Origin of the sequence: Terasakiella sp., from assembly GCF_048267425.1 — a bacterium.
In the GTDB taxonomy this organism is placed as follows: Bacteria; Pseudomonadota; Alphaproteobacteria; order Rhodospirillales; family Terasakiellaceae; genus Terasakiella.
Map to the genome: position 1 here is coordinate 279,163 of NZ_JBLWXN010000002.1, position 23,124 is coordinate 302,286.

A 23,124-nucleotide genomic window follows, 5' to 3' on the forward strand; every position below is an offset into this window, starting at 1 on the left:
CCAGGTGGCTTCTAAAGCACAAGGTGCAAGCGGACTTGCCGGTCGTTATGCCAATGCTCTATTTGAGTTAGCGGTTGATAACGGTGCGGTCGATCAAGTGGCTCAGGATCTTTCTGACCTCAGCGTAATGCTGAGCGAAAGTGAAGATCTAACCAAACTTGTTCTAAGTCCCGTGATTGCACGCGAAGAACAAGGCCGCGCCATGACTGCTGTCATGGACAAGGCACAAATTTCAGATCTCACGAAACGATTTATCGGGGTGGTGGCACAAAATCGTCGCCTCTTTGAACTGGAAGGCATGATCCTTGCGTTCCAATCGCTTCTTGCCGCGCATAAAGGCGAAGTTTCCGCACAGGTTACTTCCGCTAAAAAGCTAACGCAAAAGCAAGTTGATTCGTTGACCGCTTCTCTTAAAGAAGCAATTGGCAGTGATGTCGCTGTTGAACAGAAGGTGGACTCTGCACTCCTTGGCGGTTTAATCGTCAAGGTCGGCTCGCGCATGGTAGATAGTTCCTTGCGCACCAAGTTGCAGCATCTTCAACTCGCCATGAAAGGGGTTGGGTGATGGAAATCCGCGCCGCGGAAATTTCTGCGATCCTCAAAGAACAGATCGCTAATTTCGGAACCGAGGCTGACGTAGCTGAGGTTGGTCAAGTCTTGTCTGTGGGTGACGGTATCGCCCGCGTACATGGTTTGGATAACGTTCAAGCCGGGGAAATGGTTGAATTCCCAGGTGGCTTGAAAGGTATGGCACTGAACTTGGAAACCGACAACGTCGGTATCGTTATTTTCGGTGATGACCGCGCTATCAAAGAAGGCGATACAGTTAAACGTACTGGCGCCATCGTTGAAGTGCCGGTTGGTCGTGGCCTTTTGGGTCGTGTTGTTGACGGTCTGGGCAACCCGATCGACGGCAAAGGCCCGTTGAAAGACGTTACCAATCAGTTGATGGAAGTAAAAGCGCCGGGCATCATCCCGCGTAAGTCTGTACACGAACCCGTACAAACTGGTTTGAAAGCTGTTGACAGCTTGATCCCGGTTGGTCGTGGTCAGCGTGAATTGGTCATTGGTGACCGTCAGACTGGTAAAACAGCCATCATTCTGGACACCATGTTGAACCAGAAAAACGTAAACGACAACGCCAAAGACGAAAGCGAAAAGCTGTACTGCGTCTATGTTGCGGTTGGTCAGAAACGTTCTACTGTTGCACAGTTGGTTAAAGTTCTCGAAGAAAACGGCGCGCTGGAATATTCCATCATCGTTGCTGCGACAGCTTCTGAACCGGCTCCGATGCAGTTCTTGGCACCTTACTGTGGCGCTGCGATGGGTGAGTACTTCCGTGACAACGGTATGCATGCACTGATCGGCTACGATGACTTGTCCAAACAGGCCGTTGCTTATCGTCAAATGTCCCTGCTGCTTCGTCGCCCGCCGGGCCGTGAAGCTTATCCGGGTGACGTATTCTACTTGCACTCCCGTCTGCTGGAACGTGCTTGTAAAATGTCTGACGCGATGGGCGCTGGTTCTTTGACCGCTTTGCCGGTTATTGAAACACAAGGTGGTGACGTTTCCGCGTTTATTCCGACAAACGTAATTTCCATTACAGACGGTCAGATCTTCTTGGAAACAGAACTGTTCTATAAAGGTATCCGTCCGGCTGTTAACGTTGGTCTTTCTGTATCTCGTGTAGGGTCTTCTGCACAGATCAAAGCCATGAAACAGGTTGCGGGTTCCGTTAAACTGGAATTGGCTCAGTATCGTGAAATGGCAGCCTTTGCTCAGTTCGCATCTGATTTGGATGCGTCTACGCAAAAACTGCTGGCTCGTGGTGAACGCCTGACAGAATTGCTGAAACAACCGCAATTCTCTCCGCTTCCGGTTGAAGAGCAAGTTGTATCCATCTTCGCTGGTGTGAACGGCTATCTGGATGGCATCAAAGCAACGGACGTTAACCGTTACGAAGCTGCCATGTTGAACGACGTTCGCGCAAACGGTGCTGATATCCTCACAACAATCCGTAGTGAGAAGGCCCTCAGCGATGAGACCACCGAAAAACTGAAGAAGTACCTAGACGACTTCACTAAGTCTTTCGCTTAATCGTTTTCATCGTTGAAGAAGAGGAATTAGGCATATGCCCAACCTCAAGGACCTAAAGATCAGGATCGACAGTGTCAAATCGACACAGAAGATCACTTCGGCCATGAAGATGGTGGCGGCTGCGAAACTGCGTAAGGCACAAATGTCTGCAGAATCCGCCCGCCCCTATGCCGAGCGTATGGAAGCTATGGTCGGAGCTCTTGCAAAGAGCTTCGACGGTGTCCAAGGCGCTCCGGAACTGCTTGCAGGTAACGGCAAGGACGAAAAGCACCTCATCGTGCTGGTGTCTTCTGACCGTGGTCTGTGCGGTGGTTTCAACGCAAACATTGGCCGTTTTGCCCGGAATAAGATTGCCCAGCTTAAACAAGCTGGCAAATCTGTAAAAGTCTTGTGTCTGGGGCGCAAAGGTCGTGATCAGGTTCGCCGTCAGTTCGGGGACACAATCCTTGAAACGATGGAAGATCTGACAAAGAACGGTGCGCAATATTCAGACGCCGATGCCATCGCACTTCGCATCCGTACGATGTTTGAAGAAGGTGAAATCGATGTTTGTACGGTCGTATACAACAAGTTTGTATCCGCCATCACACAAGAAGTCACGCCGCTGCAGGTTATTCCTTTCCAGTTGGATGAAGTTGAAACCAACGAGGAAGAACAGGATGACGAACTGAAGGCTTTGTATGAATACGAACCTTCTGAAGAAGACATTCTGGAAGAACTTCTGCCGCGTAACCTTTCGGTACAGATTTTCCGCGCCATGTTGGAAAGCTTTGCTTCCGAACAAGGTGCCCGTATGGCAGCCATGGACAACGCAACACGTAACGCCGGGGATATGATCGATAATCTGACCCTGACTTACAACCGTGCACGTCAAGCCGCTATTACAAGTGAGCTGATCGAAATCATTTCCGGCGCAGAAGCGCTGTAACCGTTAGACGCAAATATTTGCGAAGTAGGAGCTTTTTGCGATGAGCAAAAAAAATGTAGGTAAAGTTACACAGGTACTGGGCGCCGTTGTCGACGTTCAGTTCGGCGAAACTTTGCCGGAAATCATGTCCGCTCTGGAACTTCAAAACCAGGGCAAACGTTTGGTGCTGGAAGTTTCCCAGCACTTGGGTGAAAACACAGTTCGTTGTATCGCGATGGATACGACCGACGGCTTGGTTCGCGGTCAGGAAGTTATCGATACAGGTGCGCCGATTTCCGTTCCTGTTGGGCCGGAAACACTGGGTCGTATCATCAACGTTATCGGTGAAGCCATCGATGAACGCGGCGATCTGAAAACATCCAAAGGCACACTGCCGATCCACCGTGAAGCGCCGACATTCTCAGAACAGTCTACCGAGACTGAAGTTCTGGAAACAGGCATCAAAGTTATCGACCTTCTCGCACCGTATGCGAAGGGTGGTAAAATTGGTCTGTTCGGTGGTGCCGGTGTAGGTAAAACCGTTCTTATCATGGAATTGATCAACAACATCGCAAAAGGCCACGGTGGTTTCTCCGTATTCGCCGGTGTTGGTGAACGTACACGTGAAGGGAACGACCTTTACCACGAAATGATTGAATCCGGTGTTATCAAGCTGGACTCTGACGAGTCTAAAGCGGCACTGGTTTACGGTCAGATGAACGAACCACCGGGTGCACGTGCTCGTGTTGCCCTGACAGGTCTGACTTTGGCGGAATACTTCCGTGACGAAGAAGGCCAAGACGTTCTGTTCTTCGTTGATAACATCTTCCGTTTCACACAAGCTGGTTCAGAAGTGTCCGCCCTGTTGGGTCGTATCCCGTCAGCGGTAGGTTATCAGCCGACACTTGCAACCGAGATGGGTAACCTTCAGGAACGTATTACGTCCACGAAAAAAGGTTCCATTACATCTGTACAAGCAATTTACGTACCTGCCGATGACTTGACTGACCCGGCGCCGGCTACATCATTTGCTCACTTGGATGCAACAACCGTTTTGAACCGTTCAATCGCCGAGCTCGGCATTTACCCGGCTGTGGATCCGCTCGATTCCACATCTCGTGTACTTGAGCCGCGCGTCGTTGGTGACGTTCACTATAAAGTGGCTCGTGAAGTTCAGCGCGTACTGCAAACATACAAATCTTTGCAAGACATCATCGCCATCCTTGGTATGGACGAATTGTCTGAAGAAGATAAAATGTTGGTTGCACGTGCACGTAAAATCCAGCGCTTCCTGTCTCAACCCTTCCACGTCGCGGAAGTGTTCACAGGTTCACCGGGTAAATACGTTAAACTTGACGACACAGTGAAAGCGTTTGAAGGCATCGTGGCCGGTGAATACGACCACCTGCCGGAAGCTGCATTCTACATGGTTGGCGGTATCGAGGAAGCCCTCGAGAAAGCCAAGAAAATGGCTGCAGAAGCTGCGTAATCATTCAGAAACCACTAGCCAGGAGACAATACAATGACTGACACTGTCCAGTTCGAACTCGTTTCCCCGGCCAAGCTGCTTCTGTCTGAAGATGTAGAAATGGTTGTGGTTCCGGGCGGCGAAGGTGACTTCGGTGTTCTGCCCGGACACACCCCGATGCTGACGACGGTTCGTCCCGGCATCATCGACATCTATGAAAACGACAAAATTGCAAAACGTATTTTTGTCGAAGGCGGTTTTGCTGAAGTTTCTGGAACACGCTGTGCTGTTTTGGCTGAAGAAGCGATTGTGCTTGATGAACTCAACCGTGATCACGCTGAAGCCCGCTTGCAAAAGGCAAACGATGCCTTGCAAGCCGCAGACAACGACATTGCCAAAAAAGATGCGGAGCGTGAATTACGCGCTGCTGAAGCAATGCTCGCAGCTTGTGGTGCTTAATTAAGCACTCTCAAGAAACATGAAAACAGGGCGTATGGTTTTGCCATGCGCCCTTTTTCTTTGACAGGCTCTTTCTAACTTGCCATCATTTTTAATGATGTAAAAGGAAGGAGGGTTTTATGTCACAAACAATTACCTACCCTACGTTCGTGGAATTCCGCGCTAAAATCAATCAGGCCAAAGACGATCTGGAAAATGGCAAGAAATCCGCCGCCAGTAATCGTTTACGCAGTGTGAACAAACATCTGGACGAGTTAGAGGCCGTACGCAAAGAGCTAAATTGCGAAAGTCTCGGGCGTCTCAATCACCTGCAGAAACTGGCCGCAGAAGTCGAAGCTCTTAAATAATGCTCAGCTACCAGCACGGCTATCATGCCGGCAATATCGCCGATGTCCATAAACATACGGCCCTCGTACTGTTGCTTAAATATTTAGGCACACTTCCAAAACTCGTGACCTTTATTGATAGTCACAGTGGGCGTGGCCTCTATAACCTGACCTCGGAACAATCCGAAAAGACAGGTGAATGGAAAGACGGCATTGCCCGTCTAAAAGGACAAGACCTCCATTCTCAGGCCTTGAAGGATTATGTTGCCCAAGTGGCAACCTTTGACGAAAACATTTATCCTGGCTCCCCTGCCTTAACCGCACAGATGATGGCGGCCAATCATCGTGGCTTGTTCTTTGAACTCCACCCCGGCGAATTTGAAATTCTCAAAGAAAATCTGTCCAGTGATAAACGCCAACGCCTGATCCATAGCAATGCAATGGATCGTTTAATCGACTATCTCCCCCCACGCAATGCAGACGGTCTGTTATTGGTTGATCCCTCTTACGAAGTTAAAGAAGAATACGCTAGCATCGCCCGTTTGGTTAATCAGGCCCATAAACGCTGGCCGGGTGGCGTGAAAATGGTTTGGTATCCTCTTCTGCCGGAAGATCGCCATGAAGAACTGAAAAAAGGTTTGAAAGACGCAACCTTTTATGAACTCGTTGGTCCACGTAAAGAACGCGGTATGTACGGCACGGGCCTTGCGCTGATAAACCCGCCAGCACCCTTTGACAGCGCCTTTATAGAAGCCGCAACAGAGATGAAAAGCTTACTGTTTTAACACATGATCACTCGAGAACAATTCAATCAACACTGCGCCGCCCTAAAGGGGGCAACCCATGTTATTCAATGGGGCGGTGCTGATGTTTGGAAAATCGGCGGCAAAATATTTGCCATTGCCCCGCGTGTCGGTGAAGGGGAATTTCAAAAGATCAGTTTTAAGGTCAATGATTTTGCCTATGAGGTTTTGACCCAGAAAGACGGCATTGTTCCCGCCCCTTATCTTGCCCGCGCCAAATGGATTCAAATTCAATCCCCAAACGCCATGACAGATGAGTATCTCATACAGCATATCACCGATGCCTATGCAATTATTGCAGAAAAACTGACCAAGTCCCTGCGACACGAATTGGGATTATGATCACGAGAGGCAACGCCTATGTATAAAATTGCCGAAAACTTAATGCATATGGATACCGAAACTTGGGCAAAACACGCCAACCCGATAAGTGTTTATTCCCGTTTCACCACACTGCCTTTACTCGCACTCTCCATTTGGAGTCGGATTTGGATAGGCTGGTACGCCCTTATTCCCTTTATCTTATGTATCTTTTGGATTTGGTTAAACCCACGTTTATTCAACGCACCAAAAGACATAAACAACTGGGCCTCTAAAGGCGTGTTTGGCGAACAAATCTTCCTCAAACGAAAAACATATCCCATCCCCCACCACCATGTGTACGCGGCACATTTATTAACATCCTTATCCGCTATTGGGTTCTGTTTAACAGGGGTAGGCCTCTGGCTCTTTCACTTCTGGATTACGCTATGTGGCATTGGCCTAACAATGGGCGCGAAAACATGGTTTTTTGATCGTATGGTCTGGCTGTACCAAGATATGACCTTACAAAATCAAGATGACAAAACCGTATCCGGATAATCGCTAAACACACCATCAACCCCCATTGCCCACAACCGTTTTGCGACCCGGCGGTCATTAACGGTAAACACGTACAGGTCACGTCCTGACTGCTTGACAGCCTCAATGGCTTCTTTTGTCAAAGTGCGTTCCCACAGATGAATGGAAACAACATTCAAGTCATTTGCCTGTTGTTCCCAATCCTGTGGAAGTTCGTCATATATGATCGCCAACGGGCAATGTGGATTTCTCTGTCGGAAACCAAGCAAGGCCGCCTGATCAAAACTGGAAACAAGGATGTCGCACGTCTCTTCACCCACAATCTCGCCAACCGCTTGGCCCAATTGTTCCCCTTCGCCGCGATGGGTCTTCAATTCGATATTGAAGCCTAACTTCAACGCCCGACAACAAGCCAACGCATCACGCAGAAGCGGCATCCGTTCCCCAACAAAACGACCATCGCCAAACCATTGCCCCACATCCAACTGGATCGCTTGTTCCCAATCCTGCTCGCGAATAAAGCCGGATGCATTTGTACAACGGTCCAGACTGTCATCATGGAAAAGAACAACCGTCCCATCCGCCAACAAGGTTGCATCCGCTTCAATCCAACGACACCCCACCCGCGCGGCATCACGAATGCCTGCCAGTGAATTTTCCGGTGCATGTGCCGCACATCCGCGGTGACCAATCACGTTTGCCATCTGCATGGTGTTTAGTCTTCACTTAACATGACAACACCGGCCCCGACCAAAAGGCCACCGGACATAAAATTCAACAAACGCATAGGGGTTGCGGATTTAAAAACACGGCGCGCCTTGGATGCGCTTAATGCCCAACAGAAATTGATACTGGCAAATGTCGCAGGAACGAGGACAGCCGCCCACATGGCTTCTTGCAGACTCAAGGCTTCCATATCAATAAAAGTCGGTAAAAAACCGACATAAAACGCCACCAGTTTCGGGTTGCCTAATGTCACCAATAGACCACTGACGAATCCGGCGCCCTTATAAGACTTTTTCGGGATTTTAATTTCCTGATTGTCCTGCATGGCATGACGAATGGCTTGTATCCCCAAATAAATCAAATAGCATGCGCCCAAATATTTAATTACCAAAAACAATGTTGAATAACTGGCCGCGACATATCCCAGCCCCGAAATGGCCGCAATAAGCCAGAGCAAATCCGCCAAAAAGACACCGCCGATAAACCCAAATGTCGAGGAGATCCCACCAAATAAGGCGCGCCCAACAAGGGCTGCAACCACGGGTCCCGGAACCAAGGCAAGAATAATCGTTGCGCCGACCAATGCGATCAGGGATTGAATATCCATTCTAAAAAATCTCCTATCGTTCTGTTTTTATAAATCACAAATATATTATATGGCGAGAAATACTGCGGTCTTTCAACTTGACTCTCTTCTATATGGCTGACACTTTTTAGTTGCTCTTGATGTAACAAATGTTTGAAAAAAGAAACATGCTTAGACTTCCCCTTCCAAATGAAGAATTGGAGAAAGTCTCCCACATTCATATTTTGGAGGCAATCGACTTTCTTCAGGTTCATAAAAACTACGCCAATTTCAAAAGCGCAAAGTCCTGCTATCTGGTTTTTCCTCTTTGCCCGCCTCTCGCCGTTAAAATGGTTTTTGGGAAAGCCCTTTCCATTTGCCGCAATGGGGAACGCATACGCCCCTTTCATTTCAATAGCCGGACTGCCATTAAAATTTTGCAAATGCGTGGTTTTGAATGCATCAACACGCAACCCCACCAGCCCAGTGCAAACGACAGACAAAACGAACGTGAATATGAAGGTCAAAAGCGCCTACAAAAGCATTATGTCCGGGAAAGAAATCGCACGTTAGCCAAACGTAAAAAGGAGATGTTCAAACTAAAACACGGATATCTGTTTTGCGAACTTTGCGGACTGGAACCCATCCAAGCCTATGGCAAAATCGGGGAAAGCTGTATTGAAGTTCATCACAAGACTCCCTTATCCAGCCTGAGCGATACACGAGAAACCGCATTGGATGATCTGCAATGCCTCTGTGCAAACTGTCATCGAATTGAACATGCCATTATTCGGGATACAAAGTCTTAGCCGATTTAACGCCCGCGTCGTTTGGCTTTTTTTCCGCCACCCGCACCCGCGCGTTCTGCCGCCCCCTTGGCGATCCCGGCTTTGTTCAGCCCCAGATCAGCGGCTTCCAGACGACGTATTTCGTCACGTAGGCGTGCGGCTTCTTCAAATTCCAAATTGGCGGCGGCATCTTTCATCTGCTTGTCCAGATCAGCCAGAACAGTTTTCAGGTCTTTACCGACCAAATGCTTATTGTTACCCGCCCCGGTATCGACCGTCATATAGTCGCCCTGCGAGACATCCTCCAGAACGTCTGAAATGTGGGATTTCACCGTTTGCGGCGTAATGCCGTTGGCTTCGTTATAGGCCTGCTGTTTGGCACGTCGTCGATTGGTTTCACCAATTGCATAATCCAGACTTTGCGTCATTTTATCGGCATAAAGTAAAACGCGTCCGTTGATATGACGTGCTGCTCGCCCAATGGTTTGAACCAAGGATCGCTTGGAACGCAAAAACCCTTCTTTATCCGCATCCAAAATCGCAACCAGCGAACATTCCGGGATATCCAAACCTTCACGCAACAAGTTAATCCCGACCAACACGTCAAACGCGCCCAGACGTAAATCACGGATAATTTCAATACGTTCCAGCGTTTCAATGTCACTGTGCATATAACGCACACGCACGCCTTGTTCATGGAAATATTCGGTCAGATCTTCCGCCATACGTTTTGTCAGAGTTGTGACGAGAACCCGTTCGCCGCGCGCCGCTGTTTCACGGCATTCGTTCAGCAAATCATCCACTTGTGTTTCCACCGGTCGCACAATGCAGACCGGATCGATCAAACCCGTGGGGCGGATCACCTGTTCGGCAAAGACACCACCGGTGCGTTCCATTTCCCAGTCCCCCGGTGTCGCAGACACAAAGATAGACTGCGGACGCATGGCATCCCATTCTTCAAACTTCAACGGGCGGTTATCCACGCAGGACGGCAACCGGAAGCCATAAGAGGCCAAGGTGCTTTTTCGATTATAATCTCCGCGATACATACCGCCGATTTGCGGCACGCCGACATGGCTTTCATCCACGATTAACAAGGCATCATCGGGTAAATATTCAAACAAGGTCGGGGGGGCCTGACCGGGCAGACGATCTGTCAAATAACGCGAATAATTCTCAATCCCCGAACAAAAGCCCGTGGTTTCGATCATTTCCAGATCAAAGATCGTGCGCTCTTCAATACGCTGGGCTTCAATCAGTTTATTGTTGGCGCGGAACCATTCAACGCGCTCTTTCATCTCTGCCTTGATTTTCTTGGACGCCTGCATCAAGGTCGGGCGCGGGGTCACATAGTGACTGTTGGGATAGACCGTGACTTTATCCAGCGCCGTAATTTTCTCACCAGTCAGGGGATCAAACTCCCATATATCTTCCAATTCTTCGCCAAAGAAAGACAAACGCCATGCCCTGTCTTCAAAGTGGGAGGGGAAAACCTCAACCACATCGCCGCGCACACGGAACGTGCCACGATGAAAATTATTGTCATTGCGGGTATATTGCAGTTCAACAAGGCCTTTCATCAAATCACGCACGTCATATTCGTGACCTGCTTCAATGCCGAGCGTCATTTCAGAATAGGTTTCCACCGCCCCAATCCCGTAGATACAGGAAACAGAAGCAACAATGATCGTATCGCGATATTCCAGCAAAGATCGCGTTGCAGCGTGACGCATCCGGTCAATCTGTTCGTTGATGGAGCTGTCTTTTTCTATATAGGTATCGGTCTTGGGAACGTAGGCTTCCGGCTGATAATAATCATAAAAGGAAACGAAATATTCCACATGATTGTCCGGGAAAAAACTTTTCATTTCCCCATACAATTGGGCTGCCAAGGTTTTGTTTGGCGCCAAGACAACGGCTGGGCGCTGCATTTCCTGAATGACATGGGCGATGGTAAAGGTTTTACCCGATCCCGTTACCCCCAGAAGAACCTGATCTTTTTCACCATTTTGAATACCTTCCACCAACTCGCGAATTGCCGTCGGTTGATCACCCGCCGGCTGATAATCACTGACGAGCTTAAAATCCTTGCCCCCCTTGGGGACAGGATGTTTCGGTGGGGTAAATATCGCATCAACTGTCATGGATTGAGATATAACCCGTTCATATAAAATTGACCAGTGTCTGTTGATAAAGTTCTTTTGAATTGATCCAAATCACACACCACCCGCTTTGCTCATGCTACATTCCGATAGCAATAAAAGATACAAAAAGGGGACATATATGACAGTTAAAAAGAAAACGGCCAAGATCGTCAAATTCGATGAGGAAACCATTGATGACGAACTGATGGAACAAGAAATGATTGCCACTGACAATCTGTCCCGAATAAAACCGGCGGGCCGGGATGCGGAAAAATTCAAAGGTAAGAAGACCGCCAAGAAGAAAATTAAATCGATGGGCAATGGATTGATCAACGGAAAACCTATTGATCAATTGGATGGTGTTGACGCCCCCATCCAAAAATTAAAAACTGCTGACTATCTGGAAATCATTGCCCCTTTGCATGTTGAACTCTTACGCATGCAAAATTCGGTTAAAACCAACGGGCAGAAAATTCTCTCTATTTTCGAAGGGCGTGATGCCGCTGGTAAAGGGGGGACAATCAAGCGATTTATTGAACATCTTAACCCACGGGGCTGTCACGTTGTCGCTTTGGAAAAACCAACAGATCGCGAACGTAATCAATGGTACTTCCAACGCTATGTCAACCATCTGCCCACAGCCGGTGAAATCGTCTTGTTTGACCGTTCCTGGTATAACCGCGGTATGGTCGAACGGGTCATGGGTTTTTGCGAACCGGACGAGGTTAAAGAGTTTTTACGCTCCGTCCCCGAATTCGAACGTATGCTTTATCGCAGTGGGTTGAAAATGTTCAAATTCTATTTTTCTGTTTCCAAGGAAGAACAGGCGCGGCGTTTTGCCTGCCGGGAAGATGACCCGCTGAAACAATGGAAATTATCACCGGTCGATAAGGAATCGCAAAAACACTGGGCCGGATATACCAAAGCAAAAGAGGATGTCTTCTTCTATACCGACACAAAAGAAGCCCCTTGGACCATCGTCAAATCAGATGACAAAAAACGCGCCCGTATCAATGCGATTCGTTACTTCCTCAGCAACGTCACCTATGAAGGGAAGAACGAAGAATTATTGCAGTGGGACCCGCGGGTTATTCGTACAACAGAGCAAGAACTCGACGTCGAAGACTAATCTTTTTCATCAAACACAATAAAATAGGCGCCTTGCAACAAGGCGCCTATTTTATGTCGATTCTCTTCTTCTTCAGTTTAGAATTCAAATAATATTCGCCGCAAAATCCAACGCGACACGGCCAAAATTAAGTATCCAAGCACACGAGCAAGAAATTGTCATAAAACAGCCAATAAAACTTGCGTCCAATGCAGCGCAAGCGTAGGTTCTGTCTGGGCAAAGCGGTCTATGTTTTCGCTTGTCCGTTTATCGATGTTTTTTTGACACACAAACCTAAAAGGTCAGGGCTCCATGTCATTTTTAGCTGACAAACTGTCTCGCATTAAACCTTCTCCGACAATCGCCGTATCCACCAAGGCCGCAGAATTGAAAGCTGCTGGTCGCGACGTGATCGGCCTCGGTGCAGGCGAACCCGATTTCGATACCCCGCAACACATCATCGATGCCGCTGTCAAAGCCATGAATGAAGGCAAGACGCGTTACACGGCTGTTGCAGGTACACCGGAATTACGCCAAGCCATTTGCGACAAGCTGAAACGTGACAACGAACTCACCTACACACCGGATCAAATTTCCGTCGGTTGTGGCGGTAAACAAACCATTTATAACGCCCTGATGGCCACCCTGAACGATGGCGACGAAGTGATCATCCCGGCGCCGTACTGGGTATCCTACCCCGATATCACCCTGCTGGCTGGCGGTGTGCCGGTTTTCGTTGATTGCCCGGCTGAAAGCAATTTCAAAATGCAAGCCGCCGATCTGGAAGCCGCTATCACGGATAAAACAAAATGGGTTATCCTGAACTCTCCGTCCAACCCGACGGGTGCGGCTTATTCACGTGATGAAATGAAGGCGCTGACTGACGTTCTGGTCAAATATGACCATGTGCACGTTATGACAGACGATATGTACGAATTGATCACCTATGATGATTTTGAATTCGTCACACCAGCCCAAATCGAACCCAAATTGTTTGATCGCACATTGACTTTAAACGGTGTGTCCAAAGCCTACAGCATGACAGGCTGGCGTGTCGGTTATGCCGCTGGCCCGGTTGAACTCATCAAAGCGATGAACAAAATTCAATCCCAAAGCACCACACATACCTGTTCGATTGCACAAGCTGCTGCCGTCGAAGCGTTGAACGGTCCGCACGACTTTGTGGCTGAGCGTAACGCCGTGTTCAAAGAACGCCGCGATATTGTCGTGAAGATGTTGAACGAAGCAGAAGGTCTGGAGTGCAAAACACCGGAAGGGGCATTCTATGTTTACCCGTCCTGCGCCGGTGTAATCGGGAAATCAACACCCGATGGTAAAGCAATCAAAACCGATGAAGATTTCGTAACCTACCTGCTGGAAGCCGAAGGCGTGGCAGCGGTTCATGGCGAGGCATTTGGCCTGTCACCGCATTTCCGTGTTTCTTACGCAACCAGCAACGAAGCCTTGATCGAAGCTTGCACACGCATCCAACGTGCCTGTGCCGCATTGAAGTAATTCTTGGTTTAAAATCGATAAAACTGCGCAACGAGTGAGTAACTCCTTGCGCAGTTTTTTTGTTCAATCTATAAATCTTTTGACCATCATCAAGCACACCATTAGGCTGAAAAACTAAAGTGCGCACGACGATAAACAGGAATACTCCATTATTCATTAGCTAATTGTTTGATATGACTGAAGATATCGCGAGCCTTAAAAATGAGATTGCCTCGCTTAAAGGCAAGTTGGTTGCGCAGCGCCGCGAGGTCGCGCGCTATCGCATGATGTCGTCTGTCTTTCAGTCAGCAACTCAACCGATTGCCTTGGTAAACGCCAACTATCAAATCATCAGTATCAATCCGGCCTTTTCGACCCTGACCGGATATGACGCCAATGAAATTCAGTATTTCCCCATTAACGGTTTAATTGCCCATCACAAGCGCGATGAACTGTGGCCCGCCGTCCAAATCAGTCTGGAACAGGAAGGCCATTGGGAGGGCTTGTTATGGAATGAAAGTAAGTTCGGCAATATCTATCGTGTCGAAACACATATCCAAAATCTGCATAACGAAGATTTGGACACGGCAAGCTTCGTCTTTTTCTTCCGCGATGTCACGTCTGAGAAAGAAACGGAAGAAAAACTGGACAGACGCAGCAATTACGATCTGGTTACCGATTTGCCCAACTGGAACTTGTTCCTCAATCGTTTTATCAATTCTCTTTACACCTCAGGCCAAAGCGGGACACAGACTTCCTTGCTCTTTATCGGACTGGACGGATTTAAAGTTATTAACGATACCTTGGGGCATACCATCGGGGATAAGCTGTTACAAGAGGTCGCCCTGCGCTTTAGCAACGCACTTGAACAAAATGTCACCGTCGCCCGTTTTAGCGGCGATCAGTTCACCGCCGTTCTCCCCAACATCAAGGATGATGAAGAAACACGTCAAGCAGCGGAAGCCATTTTAGCCTCGCTGGATCGTCCTTTTGAAATTGAAAATGAAGAAATTCATATTTCCTGTTCCATCGGTATTTGCACATGGCCCGGCGATGGCGATGACGTGGAAACCTTACTGCGAAATGCCGATAGCGCCATGCATCAGGCCAAAGAAAAAGGGCGCAACACCTATCATTTCTTTACCCCTGATCTAGATGCAACCGCACAGGCCAAGCGTGCGATTGAACGTGATTTGCGCCACGCCATTAAAACGTTTGACGAATTCCATCTTGTCTATCAACCGATTGTTGATCTTGAAACCGGTCAGATGAAAAGCGCCGAAGCTCTGATCCGTTGGCATAGTGCGGAACGGGGCCTTGTCTCGCCTGATCAATTCATCCCGCTGGCAGAACGCAATCACCTGATCCTACCCATTGGTGAATGGGTTCTGGAAACGGCCTGCCGCGAAATTAAAAGCTGGTCGGAACAGTCGCAAACCCCTTTCCGTGTCAGCATCAACCTGTCCAGTCGTCAATTCAAAGAAGACAACTTACCCGCTGTCATCAAAGGTGTACTGGATCGAACAGGCTTCAATCCCAACCAGTTATCATTAGAAATTACAGAAACGCTGATGATGGAAAATCTGGATGAAGCCTTGAAAATGCTGCATGAGTTAAAAACAATGGGTGTGCGCCTGTCCATTGATGACTTCGGAACAGGGTATTCCAGCCTGAACTATCTCAAACGCTTCCCGCTCGATACCTTGAAAATCGATCGAATGTTCGTGCGTGATGTCACCACAAACCCGGAAGATGCCGCTGTTGTTGCCGCCATTTTAACGATGGCACAAAGTATGGGGCTGGAAGTCGTGGGCGAAGGGATTGAGACCAAAGACCACAATGATTTCCTGTTTGCAAAAGGGTGTCAGTTGGGGCAAGGCTATTATTTCAGCCGACCTTTACGCATTGATGAATTTAATCTTTTTGCTGAACGTAGTGAATTTGAAGGTATTTCCTGATTTTTATGCGGCTTTACGCTTTTTGCGCCCTCAATTTGATCTATGCCCTTTTCATTACAGGCAATTCGCGTTAGCCTCTTTTATAAGATAAGTAGAATCCTAGAGAGGCACGCGCCTGTGCCCACTTGAATTGTACGGACGCGTCCCTGATATAGATCGGGAGGGTCGAAATCGTGTCCAAACAACCATCACAACCGCGCTGCTGCGCTATCGTTGGCGCCTATCTAAGCGGGAAGACAAGCCTGTTGGAAGAAATTCTCTTTACAACAGGCGCAATCAATCGAAAAGGCAATGTCAATCAGGGTAATACGGTCGGCGACTCGTCAGCCGAGGCCCGTGCTCACACCATGACAACCCAACTCAATATTGCCACAACATCATACCTTGAAGAGGAATGGACCTTTATAGATTGCCCCGGTTCGGTCGAATTTATGCAGGACACCTATCAGGCCTTAATGATTTGTGATGTGGCAATTGTGGTATGCGATCCCTCACCGGAAAAAGCCATTACCATTGCCCCGGCTCTCAAATTTCTGGATCAGCACAACATTCCCCATATGGTTTTCATCAATAAAATGGATCAGCCGGAAGCCAGCGTGCGCGAATTGATGAACGCCCTGCAAGACATTAGCGAACATCCGCTCTTGCTGCGCGAAGTTCCCATCCGTGAAAATGGCGAGATTACCGGTTACGTCGATCTTGTTTCGGAAAAAGCCTATAAATGGCATGACGGAGAACGATCTGAATTGATTAAGATGCCGCAAGCTATTCAAGACCGTGAACAGGAAGCCCGCACAGAACTTCTGGAATCACTTGCGGATTTTGACGACAAGTTGCTGGAAGAAATATTGGAAGAAGTTCAGCCACCAAAATCCGAGATTTACGAAAACATTCATAAAGATCTCGCAGAAGATGTCATTGTTCCTGTCTTCTTCGGTTCTGCCGAACATCGTGGTGGCATCACGCGTCTTCTAAAAGCGTTACGCCATGATGCCCCCGAAGTCATGCAAACGGCTGAACAACGCGGTATAGTCACGACTGGTAACTGCGCACAGGTTTTCAAAACCATTCATGCCGCCCATGCAGGCAAACTTTCTTTTGCACGCATCTGGTCTGGTGAACTGAAAGACGGCATGACCTTAAATGAGGAACGCGTGTCCGGTATTCAACATATGTTAGGCAGTGAAGGACACAAGATAAATACAGCCTGCGCCGGACAGGTGGTTGCATTGGGTCGATTGGAAAATACAACTGCCGGACAAATCTTATCCGAAGGCGGGGACACAAAGCCCCCCTATTGGCCGGCTCCCCTCCCACCGATGTATGCCAAAGCCGTGCAAGCCGTCAAACGGGCCGATGAAGTCAAACTTTCCACAGCCCTCGCCAAATTAAACGACGAAGACCCGTCTTTAATCGTCGAACAAAATCAAACCAGCGGAGAACTCCTTTTACGCGGACAAGGCGATATGCATATCAAAATTGCACTGGAACGTCTTGCGGATCGCTTTTCAATGGATGTTGAAGCCCATCTCCCCAAAGTCGCCTATAAAGAAAGCATTCGTAAAAGCGCAACCAAACACGCAAGACATCGCAAACAAAGTGGCGGTCACGGTGAATATGGCGATGTTCATATTGAAATCAGTCCCCTACCGCGTGGTAGCGGTTTCTCATTTAGCGATACCATCACGGGTGGTGCTGTCCCGAAACAATATATTCCCGCTGTCGAAAACGGTGTCATTGAGTATATGCAAAAAGGTCCATTGGGTTTTCCGGTCGTCGATATCAGCGTTGTGTTAAGCGACGGTGGTTTTCATGCCGTAGACAGTTCTGAAATGGCTTTTAAAAAAGCCGCACAAACTGCAATGCGTGAAGCCATGCCGGATTGTTCACCTGTCTTATTGGAACCAATTCACAATGTTACCATTCAAGTTCCAAGCGTTTACACCTCAAAAGTGCAGCGCATTATTTCCGGGCGACGTGGTCAAATTCTTGGATTCGATGCAAAAGAAGGTTGGAAAGCTTGGGACGAGGTTAACGCCTATATCCCGGAGGCCGAACTGCAAGACATGATTTTAGAGTTAAGATCACAAACACTAGGTATCGGATCCTATATTGATCGATTCGATCATCTCCAAGAGCTTAGTGGCAAACAAGCCGATCAAGTTGTAAATAACAATAATTAGATGTCTAATTTAGAATCTATACACTTTAAATAATTATTATATGGGGCAATTATACTAATTGCCCCTTCCCCCTTGACGCACGTCATTGACGAGATTACTAAAGCATGCTATTCAACCATTAATTAAATGTATGAATCTCATACCTTTTTAGGTTTTTTTTCATATTTTTTTAAAATATAAATTGATATTGTCCGTACCATTTTACTCTAATAAGATATATTATATATCTAAACATATAATCTCGACTGGGAAAACAGTTATAAGATTAGGCATGCCGAGAAACCAAACGCCAGCTGCTTGCTTTCCCTAAGAGCTAACTAAAAAGAGGGCAAAATCATGTTCTTAGACAAATTAAAAATCAGCTCAAAAATATGGCTCCCGGCTATTATTTTTACCATCGCATTGATTGCAGTTGCTGGTATTGCAGCACAAAATATGAAGCAAACTTTGCTCACAGACCGTCAGGACAAAGTGCGTAGCGTTGTTGAAGAGGCTCATAGCATTCTCGAAGGCTACGTCGCCAAAGTCAAAGCCGGTACACTCAGTACCGAAGACGCACAAAAGCAAGCGCGCGAGATCATTAAATCCATCCGTTATGGTGGGTCTGAATACCTGTGGATTAACGATACAAAAAATATAATGATTATGCATCCGATCAAGCCTGCATTGGATGGTAAAACGCTGGACAAGCTTCAAGACAAGAACGGGAAATATCTCTTCTCCGAGTTTATTAAAGCTGTCCAAAATAAAGACGGCGTCGGCTTTGTCGATTACTATTGGCCCAAGCCTGGATTTGAGGAACCCGTCCAAAAGATTTCCTTTGTCTCGCTTGTGAAAGACTGGGGCTGGATTGTCGGGAGTGGCCTTTACACGGATGATGTGGATGCGGCCTTTTGGGCACAGTTTAAGATTTTTGCTGTTATGGTGGTCGTGGCTTTACTGGTTGCCGGTACGATTTCATTCTTGGTTGCACAAAACCTGAGCAAGGGCTTGAGCCGTATCTCAGATCAGATGTCCCACCTTGCCGAAGGGAAGTTGGATATTGAGGTCGCTGGTCAGCATCGCGGCGACGAAATTGGCGAAATGGCGCGTGCCGTTGAAGTTTTCAAACAAAACAGTATAGAAGCCAACCAACTGCGTACCAACCAGGAAGAAAACAGGCTTTTGGCAGAAAAAGAGCAAAAACAAAGCCTTATTGATATGGCAGACAATATCCATAACCAAATACATGGTGTTATGGAAAAAATGGGTGGCGTTGTGAACCAGCTTGGTCAATCGGCAGATACCATGCACAACAATGCAGAGGCAACGAACCAGCAAAGTTCATCGGTTGCCAGTATTTCTGAACAAACCTCTGCCAATGTCCAAACAGTTGCAGCCGCCACTGAAGAGTTGAATGCGTCTAGTCACGAGATCGGTAGACAAGTTGAACATACCAATCAAACAGCTGAGGCCGCAGCACAGGAAGCACAACAAACCAACGTTGTTATTCAGAGCTTGAGCGGGGCAGCCGGAAAAATTGGTGAAGTTGTCAGTATCATTCAAGATATTGCAGAACAAACCAACCTTCTGGCCTTGAACGCCACGATCGAAGCCGCCCGCGCAGGCGAAGCCGGAAAAGGGTTTGCTGTCGTGGCCTCAGAAGTTAAAAACCTGGCCAACCAGACCGCACGGGCAACGGATGAAGTCTCACAACAAATTTCCGCAATCCAAAATCAAACCAGTGATGCGGTTAGCGCAATTGAAGGCATTACCAGCACAATTACCAACATGCGTGAAGCCTCAAGTGCCATTGCTGCAGCCGTAGAAGAACAACATGCCGCCATTCAGGAAATTAGCCGTAGCGTTCAAGAAGCTTCACGCGGCACACAAGAAATTTCCAGTCATATTGCAGCTGTTGCTGAGGATGCAAATCAAACGATGCTGTCTGCTGATGAAGTCAAAAGCGCAAGCGATGAATTGCTCGCAAGTTCCGATACACTTGATCGCGCCATGACTGACCTCGTCAATGACCTGAGGCAAAAGGGCGCATAAACGTCTGCATTCTAGAAAAGGCTCCCTCCTAAGGGAGCCTTTTTTGCTTTCACGTTTTATATCGTTCTTCATTTTGGTAATAAGCAGGAAAACCGATAACGTCTTGCAGATGTTCGAAGCTTGCCAGTGACTTGGGATGATATCCGCTTTTCAATTCCTCTAACGCCGTTTCCATCGCCTGAATGGCCGATAAAATAAGTGTCAAAGGATAAGCAGCGATTTTATAGCCCATTTCAGCCAACTGCGCCGGCGGCAAAACCGGTGTCTTGCCTTGCTCCACCATATTGGCCATTTTTGCCCCTTTAACCTCTTGGCAAAAAAGGCTCATTTCGTCAACAGACTGCGGGGCTTCCAGAAACAGGATATCGGCCCCGATCTTTTCAAAAGCCTTCATACGGCGAATTGCTTCGTCCAGCCCTTCGGTTTGACGAGCATCGGTGCGCGCCATAATTAAAATGTCAGCCCCTTCGTTTCTGGCATCAACAGCCGCTTGAATACGCATGCAGGCATCATCAAACCCCACTGTTTGCTTCCCCTTGGTATGCCCACATCGTTTAGGGGACAACTGATCTTCAATCATAATCCCGGCAAACCCGGCTTGCGCATATCCTTGGACAGTCCGCTTGACGTTTAACGCATTACCATAGCCTGTATCCCCATCCCCAATCACCGGCAACGCCGTCGCCTGACAGATGGAACGCCCCTGATCGACCATCTCCCCATAAGAAATCAAGCCCGTATCCGGCATCCCCAAACGGGCCGCAGAAACACTGAAGCCGCTCATAAATGTTAAGGGATACCCTGCCCGTTCGATCAACGCAGCGCTTAAGCCATCAAAGCAGCACGGCATCATTAAAAAGTCATCTCCCGCCAATAAAGCGCGTAGTTTTGAAGCCTTCGACACCTTGTTTATCCTTTTTTCAGCGATTTGATTTGCGAGGAAACGATAATTTGCCCATCACCGCGATATGCTTCGTGGTTTTTCTCTATATCGCTCAGTTTATAAAGATAATTGATCATCATGCCTGCAGATTGTTTCATACCTTTTTGCGACACATCCCCTAACCAATTGAGACGTTCCATACGCGCCCCGTTGCTAAGGTGGAAATGCGCAACCGGATCAAGCGGGCGCGACCCTTTGCGTTTTGCTTCCGTCAAATAACGTGCAGCCAAGCGCATTAACGGCGCCTTTAACGCCTCACATGCCTCCGGCTTATTCACCCAACGTCCCTCGTCAAGCAGGGTTTTTAATCCCCCCTTCGCCCCTTTTTGTCCGCTGGCCATTTTCAGGGCTTCGCGTTCGCTGGTTTGTAAAAGCGCACTATCGCCTTCAGCCAGTGTTTCATCCAGCCACGTCCTGAAACCGGGCATGGGCGAAAGCGTTGCAAATGTCTTGAGGTTCGGCAGATCCTTTTTCAGACTTGCCACAACTTTTTTGATCAAAAAATTACCAAAACTGATGCCCGCCAATCCGGCCTGCGCGTTGGAAATAGAATAGAAAATAGCAGTATCAGCCGCCTGCGGATCCAAAAGGGGCGCATCTTCATCCAACAAATCCTGCACATTGTCCGCCATACCGTTCACCAAAGCAACCTCGACAAAAATCAACGGTTCATCCGGCATACGGGGGTGGAAAAAGGCAAAGAGACGACGATCACGCGCCAAACGGTTTTTCAAATCCGACCAGCTTTGGATGGAATGAACAGCCTCGTATTCCGCAATTTTTTCCAGAACACTGGCGGGGCTATCCCATGTCAGGCGGCGCAACTCCAGAAAACCAACATCGAACCATGAAATCAGAACGTCTTTCAAATCGCGTTCCACCACTTTCAAAGTGCTGTCTTCACGGGCCATTTGCATCAACTCGGCCCGCAAATCGACCAAGAACTTAACTCCTTGTGGCAAAGCATTGAACTGGCGAAGCAACGTCATACGCGCAGGTTCTAAATTGCGGCGTAATTCAATTTCAAAACCCCGTTTGGTTTCTTCATCCGTGGCATTTTGGAAATTAGAAATGGATTGATCAACCGCTTGACGGTCCGTTCCAAAATCTTCTGCCAGAATTTTTAAAAAACGTTTACGTCCCTCGGCATTCAGTTCCAAATAAGCCTGCCCCAAGGTTGCTGCCCGTTGGCGCGCCGATACCTCCCCGCCCTGAGACTGCAAACAGGCATTCAATTGTTTGCGCACCTGTTGACATTGATGCACAGGTAAATCCGGGGACAAGTTTAACGTCTCATCACTGCCACCTGCTTGCGCAATTGTCCGCCAATTGAAGCTCCAGCTTTTGATTTTTTCCAGCAAATCAGCCAATTTTCGTTCCTTTCATACGTATATTTGCCCGGATCGGTGCGACCTCTTGCAAAAAGGCCAAGGCATTTGCGGGTCTTCTTTCCAATTTAGGCGATAAAGCGCGCATCACAAGCTGGCTTAAATCTTGCGGGACATCCGTGCGCATTTCTTTTGGGGTGTCAAAGGCACCACGTGGCAATTCCCCCGTCAACATCCGATATCCCAAAACGCCCAATGCAAAAATATCCGCCCGCGCATCCACGCTTTTAGAATCACGTTTTTGTTCCGGTGCAATAAAATCTTCCGTGCCAATCCAATATCCAGCCTGCGATTCCTCACTATTCGGAAATTTAACCATGCCGGTATCGCATAGCTTCACCAACCCGACATTTAACTGGGTTAATAAAACATTTGCCGGTTTAATATCACGATGAACAAGGCCTCGCCCATGAAACGCCGATAGAGCACTGCCAACCTGAAACAAAATATCACACGCCCGTACAATATCCAGCATGCGAGCTTCCGGCGCATCTTGAATTTCCGGTGCATAACCCTGTGCCGGACCGTCCCGTCCCATTTCATATAACAAATTTGTCGCAATATAGGGCATGACGTAAAAGGGTTTGTCCCCCACATATGACAAATCCCGCACCGCTATGACATGAGGATGATCGATTTGCGCCAGAACGCGGGCCTCACGTAAAAAACGCCGACGCCAACTGGCAACAGAATAGGGTAATTTCTTCAACAGGCGTTTTTTGACATCAAAGACTTTAACCGCCACTTTACTCTGTAAGTCGGGGTCAAAACATTCATAAAGATCAGAACTTCCCGTCGAGCGGATTATCCGTTTCACGGTGTATTTGCCTATCTGATCATAGGCGATTTTCGGCATTTCTCTCATAAAAAGAGAAGACCAAAATTAGACAGCC

At 48.0% G+C, this 23,124-nt stretch carries 21 protein-coding genes; 15 read left to right on the forward strand and 6 right to left on the reverse strand.

Annotation, left to right across the window (positions count from 1 at the left end; translation table 11 throughout):
- Positions 1-4: 4 nt before the first annotated feature.
- The 9 genes from ACN0VA_RS04515 (at position 5) to ACN0VA_RS04555 (ending at position 6,921) form a co-directional block, all read left to right on the forward strand.
- Complete coding sequence (locus tag ACN0VA_RS04515) at positions 5-565, forward strand: F0F1 ATP synthase subunit delta (protein ID WP_417819991.1); 561 nt, start codon at positions 5-7, stop codon at positions 563-565.
- Positions 565-2,097, forward strand: coding sequence for a F0F1 ATP synthase subunit alpha (gene atpA / locus ACN0VA_RS04520; RefSeq protein ID WP_417819992.1), 1,533 nt, complete (start codon positions 565-567; stop codon positions 2,095-2,097). Before ACN0VA_RS04515 ends, atpA begins: the two co-directional genes overlap by 1 nt.
- A 34-nt stretch (positions 2,098-2,131) precedes the next feature.
- Complete coding sequence (locus tag ACN0VA_RS04525; RefSeq protein WP_417819993.1) at positions 2,132-3,025, forward strand: F0F1 ATP synthase subunit gamma; 894 nt, start codon at positions 2,132-2,134, stop codon at positions 3,023-3,025.
- A gap of 40 nt (positions 3,026-3,065) precedes the next feature.
- Positions 3,066-4,493: a F0F1 ATP synthase subunit beta gene (gene atpD, locus ACN0VA_RS04530; RefSeq protein WP_417819994.1), complete on the forward strand. Its 1,428-nt coding sequence runs from the start codon at positions 3,066-3,068 to the stop codon at positions 4,491-4,493.
- A 33-nt stretch (positions 4,494-4,526) separates the two neighbouring features.
- Entirely contained in the window at positions 4,527-4,931 is a 405-nt protein-coding gene (gene atpC, locus ACN0VA_RS04535; RefSeq protein WP_417819995.1) for an ATP synthase F1 subunit epsilon, read from the forward strand.
- 119 nt (positions 4,932-5,050) lie between these two features.
- Positions 5,051-5,278: a hypothetical protein gene (locus tag ACN0VA_RS04540; protein WP_417819996.1), complete on the forward strand. Its 228-nt coding sequence runs from the start codon at positions 5,051-5,053 to the stop codon at positions 5,276-5,278.
- Positions 5,278-6,042 (forward strand): 23S rRNA (adenine(2030)-N(6))-methyltransferase RlmJ, encoded by a 765-nt coding sequence (gene rlmJ, locus ACN0VA_RS04545; RefSeq protein ID WP_417819997.1) that lies wholly within the window; start codon positions 5,278-5,280, stop codon positions 6,040-6,042. Before ACN0VA_RS04540 ends, rlmJ begins: the two co-directional genes overlap by 1 nt.
- Before the next feature lie 3 nt (positions 6,043-6,045).
- Positions 6,046-6,402 (forward strand): MmcQ/YjbR family DNA-binding protein, encoded by a 357-nt coding sequence (locus tag ACN0VA_RS04550; RefSeq protein WP_417819998.1) that lies wholly within the window; start codon positions 6,046-6,048, stop codon positions 6,400-6,402.
- An 18-nt stretch (positions 6,403-6,420) separates the two neighbouring features.
- On the forward strand, positions 6,421-6,921 hold the full coding sequence (locus ACN0VA_RS04555; protein WP_417819999.1) for a DUF6653 family protein: 501 nt from the start codon (positions 6,421-6,423) through the stop codon (positions 6,919-6,921).
- Here ACN0VA_RS04555 and ACN0VA_RS04560 read toward each other — a convergent pair.
- Together ACN0VA_RS04560 and ACN0VA_RS04565 are read right to left on the reverse strand one after the other, a co-directional pair.
- Complete coding sequence (locus tag ACN0VA_RS04560; RefSeq protein WP_417820000.1) at positions 6,894-7,610, reverse strand: glycerophosphodiester phosphodiesterase family protein; 717 nt, start codon at positions 7,608-7,610, stop codon at positions 6,894-6,896. The two genes, ACN0VA_RS04555 and ACN0VA_RS04560, sit on opposite strands and share 28 nt — an antisense overlap.
- A gap of 5 nt (positions 7,611-7,615) precedes the next feature.
- On the reverse strand, positions 7,616-8,233 hold the full coding sequence (locus ACN0VA_RS04565; RefSeq protein WP_417820001.1) for a LysE family translocator: 618 nt from the start codon (positions 8,231-8,233) through the stop codon (positions 7,616-7,618).
- Positions 8,234-8,379: 146 nt separating this feature from the next.
- Between ACN0VA_RS04565 and ACN0VA_RS04570 the strand changes: the two genes are divergently transcribed.
- Positions 8,380-9,000, forward strand: a complete 621-nt coding sequence (locus ACN0VA_RS04570; RefSeq protein ID WP_417820002.1) for an HNH endonuclease — start codon at positions 8,380-8,382, stop codon at positions 8,998-9,000.
- Between the two features lie 5 nt (positions 9,001-9,005).
- Here ACN0VA_RS04570 and uvrB read toward each other — a convergent pair whose 3' ends face one another.
- A complete protein-coding gene (gene uvrB / locus ACN0VA_RS04575; protein ID WP_417820003.1) occupies positions 9,006-11,123 on the reverse strand; it encodes an excinuclease ABC subunit UvrB in 2,118 nt (705 codons plus the stop codon).
- A 139-nt stretch (positions 11,124-11,262) separates the two neighbouring features.
- Between uvrB and ppk2 the strand changes: the two genes are divergently transcribed.
- The 5 genes from ppk2 to ACN0VA_RS04600 all read left to right on the forward strand — a co-directional run bounded on the left by ppk2 (position 11,263) and on the right by ACN0VA_RS04600 (position 19,900).
- Positions 11,263-12,252, forward strand: a complete 990-nt coding sequence (gene ppk2 / locus ACN0VA_RS04580; protein WP_417820004.1) for a polyphosphate kinase 2 — start codon at positions 11,263-11,265, stop codon at positions 12,250-12,252.
- A gap of 291 nt (positions 12,253-12,543) precedes the next feature.
- Entirely contained in the window at positions 12,544-13,746 is a 1,203-nt protein-coding gene (locus tag ACN0VA_RS04585) for a pyridoxal phosphate-dependent aminotransferase (RefSeq protein WP_417820005.1), read from the forward strand.
- A gap of 173 nt (positions 13,747-13,919) precedes the next feature.
- Positions 13,920-15,683 (forward strand): putative bifunctional diguanylate cyclase/phosphodiesterase, encoded by a 1,764-nt coding sequence (locus ACN0VA_RS04590; protein WP_417820006.1) that lies wholly within the window; start codon positions 13,920-13,922, stop codon positions 15,681-15,683.
- Positions 15,684-15,856: 173 nt separating this feature from the next.
- Positions 15,857-17,866 (forward strand): elongation factor G, encoded by a 2,010-nt coding sequence (locus ACN0VA_RS04595; protein WP_417820007.1) that lies wholly within the window; start codon positions 15,857-15,859, stop codon positions 17,864-17,866.
- Between the two features lie 336 nt (positions 17,867-18,202).
- A complete protein-coding gene (locus ACN0VA_RS04600; RefSeq protein WP_417820008.1) occupies positions 18,203-19,900 on the forward strand; it encodes a methyl-accepting chemotaxis protein in 1,698 nt (565 codons plus the stop codon).
- 49 nt (positions 19,901-19,949) lie between these two features.
- Here ACN0VA_RS04600 and ACN0VA_RS04605 read toward each other — a convergent pair whose 3' ends face one another.
- From ACN0VA_RS04605 to ACN0VA_RS04615, 3 genes are read right to left on the reverse strand one after another with little or no spacing between them, the layout of a single operon-like run.
- On the reverse strand, positions 19,950-20,804 hold the full coding sequence (locus ACN0VA_RS04605) for an isocitrate lyase/PEP mutase family protein (protein ID WP_417820009.1): 855 nt from the start codon (positions 20,802-20,804) through the stop codon (positions 19,950-19,952).
- A gap of 5 nt (positions 20,805-20,809) precedes the next feature.
- Entirely contained in the window at positions 20,810-22,213 is a 1,404-nt protein-coding gene (locus ACN0VA_RS04610) for a malonyl-CoA decarboxylase (RefSeq protein WP_417820010.1), read from the reverse strand.
- Entirely contained in the window at positions 22,206-23,048 is an 843-nt protein-coding gene (locus ACN0VA_RS04615) for a serine/threonine-protein kinase (protein WP_417820011.1), read from the reverse strand. Before ACN0VA_RS04615 ends, ACN0VA_RS04610 begins: the two co-directional genes overlap by 8 nt.
- Between the last annotated feature and the right edge of the window lie 76 nt (positions 23,049-23,124).

Coding starts and splice junctions, on each gene's coding strand:
- ACN0VA_RS04585 (WP_417820005.1), top strand. CDS start 12,544: ATGTCATTTTTAGCTGACAAACTGTCTCGCATTAAACCTTCTCCGACA.
- ACN0VA_RS04555 (WP_417819999.1), top strand. CDS start 6,421: ATGTATAAAATTGCCGAAAACTTAATGCATATGGATACCGAAACTTGG.
- ACN0VA_RS04590 (WP_417820006.1), top strand. CDS start 13,920: ATGACTGAAGATATCGCGAGCCTTAAAAATGAGATTGCCTCGCTTAAA.
- atpA (WP_417819992.1), top strand. CDS start 565: ATGGAAATCCGCGCCGCGGAAATTTCTGCGATCCTCAAAGAACAGATC.
- ACN0VA_RS04600 (WP_417820008.1), top strand. CDS start 18,203: ATGTTCTTAGACAAATTAAAAATCAGCTCAAAAATATGGCTCCCGGCT.
- ppk2 (WP_417820004.1), top strand. CDS start 11,263: ATGACAGTTAAAAAGAAAACGGCCAAGATCGTCAAATTCGATGAGGAA.
- ACN0VA_RS04525 (WP_417819993.1), top strand. CDS start 2,132: ATGCCCAACCTCAAGGACCTAAAGATCAGGATCGACAGTGTCAAATCG.
- ACN0VA_RS04540 (WP_417819996.1), top strand. CDS start 5,051: ATGTCACAAACAATTACCTACCCTACGTTCGTGGAATTCCGCGCTAAA.
- ACN0VA_RS04560 (WP_417820000.1), bottom strand. CDS start 7,610: ATGCAGATGGCAAACGTGATTGGTCACCGCGGATGTGCGGCACATGCA.
- atpC (WP_417819995.1), top strand. CDS start 4,527: ATGACTGACACTGTCCAGTTCGAACTCGTTTCCCCGGCCAAGCTGCTT.
- atpD (WP_417819994.1), top strand. CDS start 3,066: ATGAGCAAAAAAAATGTAGGTAAAGTTACACAGGTACTGGGCGCCGTT.
- ACN0VA_RS04550 (WP_417819998.1), top strand. CDS start 6,046: ATGATCACTCGAGAACAATTCAATCAACACTGCGCCGCCCTAAAGGGG.
- ACN0VA_RS04565 (WP_417820001.1), bottom strand. CDS start 8,233: ATGGATATTCAATCCCTGATCGCATTGGTCGGCGCAACGATTATTCTT.
- uvrB (WP_417820003.1), bottom strand. CDS start 11,123: ATGACAGTTGATGCGATATTTACCCCACCGAAACATCCTGTCCCCAAG.
- rlmJ (WP_417819997.1), top strand. CDS start 5,278: ATGCTCAGCTACCAGCACGGCTATCATGCCGGCAATATCGCCGATGTC.
- ACN0VA_RS04570 (WP_417820002.1), top strand. CDS start 8,380: ATGCTTAGACTTCCCCTTCCAAATGAAGAATTGGAGAAAGTCTCCCAC.